Source organism: Synechococcus sp. WC101 (assembly GCF_047461555.1).
In the GTDB taxonomy this organism is placed as follows: Bacteria; Cyanobacteriota; Cyanobacteriia; order Thermostichales; family Thermostichaceae; genus Thermostichus.
Genome location: NZ_JANSHG010000126.1, coordinates 1 through 7,471, shown reverse-complemented (window position 1 = coordinate 7,471; position 7,471 = coordinate 1). Strand labels below are relative to the sequence as shown.

The window sequence follows — 7,471 nt, the reverse complement described above, 5'->3', positions numbered from 1 at the left end:
AAATCCAGAGCGGTGGGGCGTCCCGTTCTTCAAGCTCAGGAAATGTCCTGCTATTGGGCAGGAGTCACTGGGAAGCCTGCACTCTATGCGTCAGCATGAGTGCGGGAGTACGTCACGTATTCATACTCAAGATAGGGTGGACATGGACCCAGAATAGAGGGGGAAGGAGAAGAGGCGCGTAGCATCTGCTACTGTTCTGAGGACATGGCGAGGAGAAGCTGGCACCACCTAAGGAGCCGCCGGCAACCGGCCAGAGCAAGTTTGCAGAAGATAGGAACCTAAGGACAGAAAAATGGCGACAGCGCGACGGGTGGCACGGGTAGCCGAGCTGATCAAACGGGAGGTCAGCCAAATCCTGCTCTCGGAGATCAAAGATGACCGGGTGGGGGCAGGGATGGTCAGCATTGTGGACGTAGAGGTTTCCAATGACCTGCAAAATGCCCGCATCTTCGTCAGCATCTATGGCGATGAAGCGGCCCAGCAGCAGACCATGGAGGGGCTGGCTTCCGCCACTCCCTTCGTGCGGCGGGAAATCGGTCAGCGCCTCGGCCTGCGACGGGTGCCGACGGTGGTGTTTTTGCAGGATCGCTCTTTGGAGCGGGGATCCCGGGTTCTGGCCCTGCTCAACCAACTGAGACAGCCCGCTGAGGCCCAACAACAGGAGGGATCCCACCCTGGGGTTGAGGGAAGGATGGCGGACACCCCTGGGGGTGAAGAAGACGAATTGAGCGAACAACAATAGTTGCTCGCTTTAAGAGTTGCCCACTTTCGTGCCAACCTGGGGGATCTGCGCTAAAGCTCCGCCTGCTTTGCACAAGCGAGAAAAGAACCTACCTGAATGACCAAGTGGACCGGAGAGGCCTTGGCTTCGCAGCGATGCGGACAACCTCAAAGCAATGTTGTCTCACGGAGAAGTTTTTGGATTTGTTAGGCTTAAGGAAGCCATACGGCCTTTTCCCCGGCCATCTCATCTGTACAGGGCTCAATGTCGGCGGCATGCTTACGCCAACCGGGGCCTTCTGCCCCAATGGGCAGCACCGTCGCTGCCGTAAACCGGCGAAAGGGCTGTAAAGTTGCGGTTTGTGCCTTTTCTGCCTTTTCATGGATGTTCAAAGCCCACTGCAACCGGATCCCGCTTTAGCGGGTGCTACTCCACTCCAAGCTCTGCAAGCTCTGAACCAGAGTGTTGCCGAAGCTTTGGTTTCCTGCTTGAAAGGGCAACCCCAACAAGCCACCCAGCACCTTTTACTGGCTCTGCCGCAGTTAATGGCTGCTCTGGGGGCTTTGAGGCAAAAATCTTCCGTTGGCGTCAGCGGGCCGGAGGCCTTGGTTGAGTCTACAGGCCGGGCCTCAGAAGCCAACCCCAAGCGCATCATTCACATCGAAGGCAACCGCGTGCAAGTGTGGGTGGATAACCAGATTCGGAGCAGTTGGAGCATTTGGTCGGTGGGAGATCTCAAGGAAGTCTGCCGGCTGGCAGAAGAATTTGATTGTGGCCTCAGCTATTCCCTGGGAGATAGCTCAGGGTCGAAGTCAGAAATGCTGCTATTGGCCTCCAGTCCTGCGGAACTGCCGGATCTGCTCTCGAAATCCGAAGACTCTGCTGCCTAGCAGCCCCGTTCTCCGATCGCTGTTTCTCTTGTGACCCCATGCCTATGGCGACACCCCAACGGCTCCAGAAGCTCTTGGCTCAACAGGGGCTGGCCTCCCGTCGCCAGGTGGAAGCCTGGATCCTGGCCGGGCGCATTCGGGTGAACGGGAAGGTGGTCACCGAGCTGGGCTTTAAAGCCGATCCCGAACGGGATCGCGTCGAGGTGGATGGACGGGTGATCCCTTTCGGGGATCCAGCCCGCTACGTTTTGCTCCTGCACAAGCCCCTGGGGGTTTTGTCAACCTGCAAGGATCCGTGGGGGCGCAAGACGGTGCTGGATCTGCTTCCCCCGCCCTGGAACCGGCAGATCCGCCTTTATCCCGTGGGCCGACTGGATGCAGACAGCAGTGGGGCGCTGCTGCTCACCAACGATGGCGACCTGACGCTGAAGCTGACCCATCCGCGCTATCATCTGCCCAAAATCTATCGGGTGCAGGTACAGGGGCGTCCGAGCCGGGCTACCCTGCAACAGTGGCGAGACGGAGTAAACTTAGAGGGGTACACCACTCTGCCGGCAGAGGTGGAGTTCTGCCCTGCTCCCAACTTTGGGTATAGGCAGGATGCCAATTCCTCGTGGCTGAGGGTGGTTTTGTTTGAGGGGCGCAACCGGCAAATTCGGCGCGTAGCGGAGCAGCTGGGGCATCCGGTGCTCAGGCTGCATCGGGAAGCAATCGGCCCGCTGCACCTCGGAAACCTAAAGGCAGGTCAGTTCCGCCTATTGGAGCCCCAAGAGGTTCAGGCTCTGCTAGCCCCTCTTGCCGGTACCGACAGCTTGGCTCTGTTCAGAAGCGCCTCTTTGCACTCTTTCCGTCCCTCTTCATAATTAGCTGTGGGAACTGTGCGCACAATCTCGCACTAGCCTCCTCTCTTCCGCAGGTAGCCGAACGATGCAAGAGTCGGAACGCTCTAAGGACTCGGTCCCGCTAACGCGATTGGAAGCCCTGGGATCCCTGTTGCGGCAAACACGAGAGGCACGGGGGCTGACGTTGACAGATGTAGCCAACGATACATTCATCCGCTCCCAATATCTGCAGGCCCTGGAGGAAGCAGACTTGAGTCGGCTGCCGGAGCCGGTTTACGTGCAAGGCTTCATTAAGCGCTATGCCAACTATCTGGGGCTGGATGGCGAGGCTTTATCTCGGCAAGCTTTGCCACTCCTATCTGCCAAAACGCCCCATGCGCTCCCTCCTCTTACTGCTGTTGGCGAACAGCCGGCCTTTGCCCTGCGCCCCTTTCACCTTTGGGCCGCCTATGTGGTGCTGGTCGTGCTGGCGGTGGGAGGGCTGTCGGCTCTTTTGGACGGCACGGGCAACCCCTTTGGGCATTGGCTGGCCAGCCTACAAAGCGGCGAGGGATCCCAGTCGCAGCCGCGAGCAGCTGACTCCCCTGGGCGCAGCCCAGAACCGACCCTTCGCCAGATGTTTCCCACACTGGATCAGTGGACGCGCATCCAGGGGGTTTTCCCCGACGTGTTGGAGGCCCCGCCGCGCAAGCCGGTGCGCCTTGATATTCGCGTGGTAGAGCGTCCCTCCTGGCTACGAGTCATTGCCGATGGACAAACCGTTTTTGAGGCCACCCTGCAGCCGGGGGCGGAGCTGAACTGGGAAGCCGAGCGATCGATTGTGCTGCGCGCCGGCAATGCCGGCGGGGTGTTGGTGACCTTCAACGACCGCGATCTGGGAGTGATGGGAAGGTTTGGAGAGGTGAAAGAGCTGATGTTTGAGCCGGGGCTAGACATTCAATCCTTCCAATCCTTGCAATAGGGATCCGGCTCGGACGGAGGGGCTAAAGGCCTTGATTGGGTTGAGGTAGGGCAGAAGCGATTTGCCACCCTTGGGATTCCAACTGCTGCAGCAGACGCCAGACTTTGTGCAGATCTTTGTCGCCCGGCTGGCGTTCCACACCGCTGGAGAGATCAATGCCGCTGGGCTGGAGGTGGCTGAGGGCCTGCAGAACATTGTCTGGGGTGAGGCCACCGGCCAGGAGCCAGGGCAAGGGCAGAGAGCGGTGGGCCAACTCTGGCCAGTTGAGGGTTTGCCCAGTGCCACCCGCACGCTGGGGGTGATAGGCGTCCAGAAGCAGAGCCTCCACACAGTCGCCGTAGAGGTGGGCTGCCTCCAGATCTGCCAGGTGGCGAATGCGCAGGGCCTTAATGCGGCGAATGCCAGGGAGCCATTCTCCCAGTTGCCGGCACTCTTCTGGCGATTCCCGGCCGTGGAGCTGAACAGCCGTGAGGCCGCCCACTTCCACCCAGGTGGCAATGGTACGGGGATCCGGATCCACAAAGACCCCCACCTTTTCCACATGGCGGGGTAGGGAGGCAAGCCAGCGGGCCTGGGAGAGAGGCAAATAGCGCGGCGTGTTGGGCACTGCGATAAACCCAAGAGCGCTCACCCCCAGCGCGGCGATAGCCTCCGCTTGATCCTGGCGGGTGATGCCGCAGATTTTGACAAACAACCGGCCCATTGGGATCCCTTCCGACAATCCCCTACTTTTGGTCGGGGCGCATTTGCAGACGATCCGGCTGTGCTGGATGAAGCGTGTTGATCCGGCGCACCATTTGCCACAGCCGTCCAAAGTTACGCTGGTTAAAGTGCATCACCAGCCGCGGCAGATGGGCAATCTCTTCCTCTGCTTCTTCCGGCAAAGCCTCGGTTTGCTCGATCCGGCCCGAGTCGAGAATGTCGGCAAACTCTTCGTTTAAGATATCCAGAGCCTGGGGCGAGAGCTTGGCATTCAAGCGCAAAACCAGCAGTTCCCGCACATAGCGATTGCTGTGAAAGATGCGATAAAAATCTAGGATCTGCTGGCAGGCGTCCCCTACATCGTCGGTTAAGGTGTATAAGAAGAGATCTTCCGGGCTGATCAGGCCGCGGCTGAGTAGATGCTCCCGCACATATTCATCCCATTCTTTCCAGTAGCAACCGCCCTTCTTGTCCACCAGCACCAAGGGCATGAGCTTGGTTTTGCCGGTTTGCATCAAGGTCAGACATTCAAAAGCCTCATCCTGCGTACCAAAGCCACCGGGGAAAAGCACCAGCGCATCGGTTTCTTTGACAAAAAAGAGCTTGCGTGAAAAGAAATACTTAAAGTTAATTACCCGATCGCTGGCGGCAATCACAGGATTGGCCATCTGCTCGAAGGGAAGCTGGATATTCAGCCCAAACGAGTTTTCCAGCCCTGCGCCCCGATTGCCGGCTTCCATAATCCCACCGCCGCCCCCCGTCAGCACCATGAACCCTCGCTGGCTGATGCAGTGGGCGAACAACTGTGCCTGGCGGTATTCCGGGCTGTCCGGCCCTACCCGTGCCGACCCAAAAACTGTTACCTTGCGCTGATGGACATAGTTCTGGAAGGCCGCAAAGCCCTGCTCCAGATCCTCAAGCGTGGCCGCTAGGATCTTAGCGTCCAGGCGGCTGAGATTCAGAGATCCCATCCGCTGCAGCGACTGCAAAACGCGCAGCCAAGCCGTCCGGTTGGGGTAATGCTCCAACTGCTTCAGACGAGTCTCGGCGTTGGAGAAAATTTCCTGGAGAAGAGAAGAAAGGGAATCAGCCAAGCCAGAATCCAGAGTTCTCTGTCATTACTTTACTGCAATAGGCTATCGACGCTAAATGCTACTTAGGCCTTACCCCCGGATCCAAACATAGCGCTCTGAAGCGTTGAGGGCCGCTCCTCCTGCTAGGACCTTAGCTCTCGGCAGGCGTGTCGAAGTGCTTCTCCAGAATTGTCGTTAGAGTTGCCTTGGGCACAGCGCCGACTACCACATCGACCTTCTGGCCTCCCTTGAAGAGCATCAAAGTGGGAATGCTGCGAATGCCATACTGGCTGGCAGTTTGGGGATTCTCGTCTGTATTAATTTTCACAACCTTAACCTTGCCGGCATACTGCTCGGCTATCTCCTGAACCACAGGAGCCACCATCCGGCATGGGCCACACCAGGGCGCCCAGAAATCCACTAAGACCGGAATATCGCTACGCAGCACCTCTGCCTCAAAGGTAGCATCAGCGACGTCTATTGCTGCAGACATGCTTGGAGAACTCCTGAAACAGTACATACCTGTCACTTCAAGCAATTCTATCACAACTTTCTGGGCTTTTGTTTTAGGCCGCAGCAGGCGCCTGCAATTTTCTGCCGGAGGGTCAGGCTGAACAGGCGAGCTTTTTCCAAGCCGAGCGGGGTATTCTGGACTGAAGGAGTGAGAAAGCGTGCAAGGGCCGATGACATTTGAGCTCGGGCCAGAGGGAAGCAATCAGGCTGAAGCCGAGAAGCGGGCTTCCGTCCAGGAAGTGGCTGTGGATTTTATTCGCCACGGCATAGCCGAAGAAGCGCAAGCGGGAGTGGAGGACGCTTTTCGCGCCTTGACCGATGAGGGACGCAAGCGCTGCCGCAAAATTGCCCGCCAACTCAAGGATATGGGCTGGAAGTGGGATCTCCTGCTCACCAGTCCCCTTGTGAGGGCGCGGCAGACGGCGGAGATTTTTTTCGACGAGAACTTGGCCGAAGCTCTAGAAGTGTTTGAGCCGCTGGCCCCGGACGGCAGCTTCGCCGACCTGGTGCGCTGGCAGGCGGAGCGGGATCCCTTCACGTCTCTGGCCTTGGTCGGCCACCAGCCGGATCTGAGCCTGTGGATACAGGCGGCTATTGGCCTGCAGCCGGCCAATCCCCAGGCCATTACCCTCAAAAAGGCAGGCTTGGCCCAGGTGCGCTTTGCAGAAGGCCGTATCGACTATTGCCAGGGATCCCTGACGTTGTTGCTTTCTCCCAAAGTGATATTGCGCTGACTCTGCCCCCCTGATGTAGCTGTGCGAACGTGGCAGCTAGCGTTAACTTTTGTTAAGGTGGTACAAACACCCAGGCGTAGGGAGCATTTCACGATGGCTAAGATCTTCACCCCTGAATTCAACCAGTTTGAGACCATCAACGCCACTCAGGCGTGGTCTTTGTTTTTTACCATCAGCGCCTCCGACCGGCTCCTGGGGGAAGACCCGGCTGTTGGCCGCTACATTACGCTGGCCCTGTTCAGTGCCATTCTCACCGGGATCCTGAATGTGCTGCTAGCGCTGTAGTTGGCGGACGGTCTGAGGCTTTCTGAGACCTCGGTCTTTTGCGTTGTCAAGGGCCCGCCGGCAGTAGGGCTTGGCCTGAGGCAAGGGGGATCCTGCTCTCAGGTTTTTTGCTTTTGAATGGGAGAGGATCCCTTGTTTTTTCTCAGGGTTCTTCTCATGAGCGCTTCGATAAGTTCCCTCAAAACCGAACGTCTGGCGGCGGCCTTGCCCGCCGAGCTGCCGCTGCTGCTTGCGCCAGCGGGGGATTGGGAGTGTGCAAAGGCGGCGGTGGAAAACGGAGCCGATGCCATCTATTTCGGGCTGGAACGGTTCAACGCTCGCCTGCGCGCCCGCAACTTCACCGAAGCGGATTTGCCGGAGCTGATGGCCTGGCTGCACCGGCGCGGGGTGCGGGGCTACGTAACTTTAAATACCTTGGTCTTTCCCGAGGAGCTGGAGGAGGCGGAACGGTACATCCGCGCGATGACAGCAGCGGGAGTAGACGCGGTCATTGTGCAGGATGTCGGCATTGCCCGCCTGGTTCGGCATCTTTCTCCCGATTTCCCCATCCACGCCTCGACGCAGATGACTGTCACCAGCGGCGTGGGAGCTGAGTTTGCCGCCGAGCTGGGCTGCGAGGTGGTGGTGCTGGCGCGGGAGTGTTCCCTCAAGGAAATAGCCAAGATCCGCGCCCATCTGGAAGAGAGGGGATCCCCAATTGCTCTGGAGGTGTTTGTCCATGGGGCCCTCTGCGTGGCCTACTCCGGGCAA

Annotated in this window: 11 protein-coding genes; 7 read left to right on the top strand and 4 right to left on the bottom strand. The window is 58.6% G+C overall.

Going from position 1 to position 7,471, the window contains the following annotated elements; genetic code table 11:
* The first annotated feature begins 292 nt into the window (after window positions 1–292).
* A complete protein-coding gene (gene rbfA / locus NW809_RS09270) occupies window positions 293–742 on the top strand; it encodes a 30S ribosome-binding factor RbfA (protein WP_011429667.1) in 450 nt (149 codons plus the stop codon).
* 191 nt (window positions 743–933) lie between these two features.
* Here the strand turns inward: rbfA and NW809_RS09265 are convergent, their stop codons facing one another.
* Complete coding sequence (locus NW809_RS09265; RefSeq protein WP_011429666.1) at window positions 934–1,113, bottom strand: hypothetical protein; 180 nt, start codon at window positions 1,111–1,113, stop codon at window positions 934–936.
* Window positions 1,114–1,209: 96 nt separating this feature from the next.
* On the opposite strand from NW809_RS09265, the gene NW809_RS09260 reads away from it, so the two are divergent.
* The 3 genes from NW809_RS09260 to NW809_RS09250 all read left to right on the top strand — a co-directional run bounded on the left by NW809_RS09260 (window position 1,210) and on the right by NW809_RS09250 (window position 3,414).
* Window positions 1,210–1,611: a hypothetical protein gene (locus NW809_RS09260; RefSeq protein ID WP_228375431.1), complete on the top strand. Its 402-nt coding sequence runs from the start codon at window positions 1,210–1,212 to the stop codon at window positions 1,609–1,611.
* A gap of 44 nt (window positions 1,612–1,655) precedes the next feature.
* A complete protein-coding gene (locus NW809_RS09255; protein ID WP_011429664.1) occupies window positions 1,656–2,474 on the top strand; it encodes a pseudouridine synthase in 819 nt (272 codons plus the stop codon).
* Window positions 2,475–2,538: 64 nt separating this feature from the next.
* On the top strand, window positions 2,539–3,414 hold the full coding sequence (locus NW809_RS09250; RefSeq protein ID WP_099812362.1) for a helix-turn-helix domain-containing protein: 876 nt from the start codon (window positions 2,539–2,541) through the stop codon (window positions 3,412–3,414).
* 22 nt (window positions 3,415–3,436) lie between these two features.
* On the opposite strand, the gene NW809_RS09245 is transcribed toward NW809_RS09250, so the two are convergent.
* The 3 genes from NW809_RS09245 to trxA form a co-directional block, all read right to left on the bottom strand.
* Window positions 3,437–4,117, bottom strand: a complete 681-nt coding sequence (locus tag NW809_RS09245; protein WP_011429662.1) for a phosphoribosylanthranilate isomerase — start codon at window positions 4,115–4,117, stop codon at window positions 3,437–3,439.
* Window positions 4,118–4,139: 22 nt separating this feature from the next.
* Window positions 4,140–5,210, bottom strand: coding sequence for an LOG family protein (locus tag NW809_RS09240; RefSeq protein ID WP_414401995.1), 1,071 nt, complete (start codon window positions 5,208–5,210; stop codon window positions 4,140–4,142).
* Between the two features lie 130 nt (window positions 5,211–5,340).
* On the bottom strand, window positions 5,341–5,682 hold the full coding sequence (gene trxA, locus NW809_RS09235; protein WP_011429660.1) for a thioredoxin: 342 nt from the start codon (window positions 5,680–5,682) through the stop codon (window positions 5,341–5,343).
* Between the two features lie 190 nt (window positions 5,683–5,872).
* Between trxA and sixA the strand changes: the two genes are divergently transcribed.
* From sixA to NW809_RS09220, 3 genes are all read left to right on the top strand, one after another.
* Complete coding sequence (sixA, locus tag NW809_RS09230) at window positions 5,873–6,436, top strand: phosphohistidine phosphatase SixA (RefSeq protein WP_083759151.1); 564 nt, start codon at window positions 5,873–5,875, stop codon at window positions 6,434–6,436.
* Window positions 6,437–6,529: 93 nt separating this feature from the next.
* Window positions 6,530–6,721, top strand: a complete 192-nt coding sequence (locus NW809_RS09225) for a hypothetical protein (RefSeq protein ID WP_414401994.1) — start codon at window positions 6,530–6,532, stop codon at window positions 6,719–6,721.
* A gap of 156 nt (window positions 6,722–6,877) precedes the next feature.
* A partial coding sequence (locus tag NW809_RS09220) for a peptidase U32 family protein (RefSeq protein WP_414401993.1) occupies window positions 6,878–7,471 on the top strand: 594 nt, incomplete at its 3' end.